Raw genomic sequence first — 1,903 nt, 5'->3', positions numbered from 1 at the left:
AAGGTAAAATAGATCGTTATATTCATTATTACAATAATCACAGATATAAATGGGGATTAAAAAAGATGACCCCTGTACAGTACAGGAATCATCTAATGTCAGCTGCCTAACCTTCTCTTTTTATAGTGTCCTTGACAAGGGGTCCAGATTACGAAGGACAGCCCTTTAATTTATCTTGGCATTAAGGAAGGTCTGTTGTTAGTGATGCCGCTTTTCCCCAATATTCTCCATTAACATTAGTAGCGCCACCGCTGTTCCAGGTAAGTATATAATCTCCGGTACGCATGCCTTGTGGAAACCCACCTTCAAAGTTTTTCCATGTTAATGTACCACCAGCGGCAATTTTTTTACTGAAATACAGAAGACCAGTACTAACATGCTCCAAGTTTACAGTCACAATTTGGGTGCTATAGTTCTTCATAAACAACTTTATATGCCCGTAATTCGGGTTGATACTAAAGGGCCTTGGTACTGTTGCTTTACCAGTAGCTGTATCATGCCATTCCTTATCAACTGCCATAGGAGTGATTTCGATTTCCTCACTAGATATCGAATTTACGGACGGGACCACTACATTATTTGCTGGTGCCGCAGATGCAGCTGTAATGGCTGCTGTCAAAGATAAAACAGATAAACCTACTAACAATGCGCTTTTTTTCTTCATAGCTTGAACTCTCCAAATCCATTAATATATATATTTTTTAGTACTAAGGTACTTTAACACAATTAATGAAAAAGGATCAACGTCAAATATTTTCCAAAACTTCTAAAAGTAGTAGGGAGATTAATTATCATACGTAGAATGTGCTTTCTTGTTTAAACTCGGTTCTCATGTGCATTTTAAATATAATGTTCTGGTCGAAAAGGTTGAGAAGCAGCGTAAAAAGGATAAATCCGTTGGTAAGCCAGTGACACCTACATATTTTGCCGAAAAGCTGGGTAGAGAGAAAAACTATATCAACAGTGATGAACTCATTATTTAAAAAAGGGATATTGGCGGTAGCCGAAACTGAAATTTATAAGGAAAAACAAATAGCAAACGAGGATCAGGAAGAAAACAAGGTTTATAACTCTCGTGTGTGGTTTGTAAATCCTAATATCTTGTGTTGTGCCCGAAGGAAGAAATTGATCATGGAACAGCAGCTATATTTAAAAATGCTCTTAAAAACATCGAGATTGAGGGCGAAAGAAAAAAATACAAATTACCAGTTAATCTAATTTAAGGGTGCCGAAAGGCACCTTTTTCACGTTTTAAAGGGTGGGTAAAATTTTACTCATTGGTGAGTAAATTATTACTCACCACAAAAGCACAAAAGATAATCGATCTATTGTGATTAAAGTAACATCCCATGAAGAACGAGGTAAGGGCAGCGAGAATCTCACCCTTGTCCATTGGCAAGCTGCTGGATTGCAAAAGCCATCTGTCGCACAATGCGCCATGTTATGTTCCCCTTCTTCATCATAAAATTGATATATATTTAGGTACGCTGCATCCGGAGGATCTCATTAATGTGTTGGCTCAATTTTTAAATAAATCACAATGCTGGACATGAGAATAGAAATCTCTGGCCACGAAAAGAAGTTATACTGTGAGAGGTAAATTAACCATCATTCTGGATTTAGAGGACAAGTCAAAAGAAGACGAAAACGGGCTAGTCGATCATGTTGCTTTAGAAAATTCTATTCGGGACAGATTGAATGTAACAAATGTAACCGTTCATGCTTTCGAGGTTAAACCATTTAATAAATAAAACACAAAGGCCGCTCCCTTAAAGGAGCGCGGTTAAACACCCTTATTGTGGACACTGCACCTCTTATTCGATGTCGATCGTAAAATTGCTTTAATTTTCTGCCATTTACTCTAAAATGAACGTTTCGAACTTGATCAGACTTTAACTTTTTT

Annotated in this window: 3 protein-coding genes; 2 read left to right on the top strand and 1 reads right to left on the bottom strand. The window is 37.2% G+C overall.

The window, feature by feature from the left end:
• The coding region (locus tag AC2TDN_RS26425) for an IS3 family transposase (protein ID WP_484690318.1) at window positions 1-110 on the top strand (110 nt) is incomplete at its 5' end.
• A gap of 71 nt (window positions 111-181) precedes the next feature.
• Here AC2TDN_RS26425 and AC2TDN_RS26420 read toward each other — a convergent pair.
• The gene (locus AC2TDN_RS26420) at window positions 182-664 is read right to left on the bottom strand and encodes a pilus assembly protein (RefSeq protein WP_484690723.1); all 483 of its coding nucleotides are present in this window, start codon (window positions 662-664) and stop codon (window positions 182-184) included.
• A gap of 148 nt (window positions 665-812) precedes the next feature.
• Here AC2TDN_RS26420 and AC2TDN_RS26415 point away from each other — a divergent pair, with 148 nt between their 5' ends.
• Entirely contained in the window at window positions 813-983 is a 171-nt protein-coding gene (locus AC2TDN_RS26415; RefSeq protein ID WP_482066043.1) for a hypothetical protein, read from the top strand.
• Window positions 984-1,903 lie beyond the last annotated feature (920 nt).

The organism is Paenibacillus sp. Y660 (assembly GCF_057221575.1).
The sequence above is the reverse complement of the archived record's forward strand: the minus strand, read 5'-3'. Positions and strand labels throughout refer to the sequence as shown.

Coding starts and splice junctions, on each gene's coding strand:
- AC2TDN_RS26420 (WP_484690723.1), bottom strand. CDS start 664: ATGAAGAAAAAAAGCGCATTGTTAGTAGGTTTATCTGTTTTATCTTTG.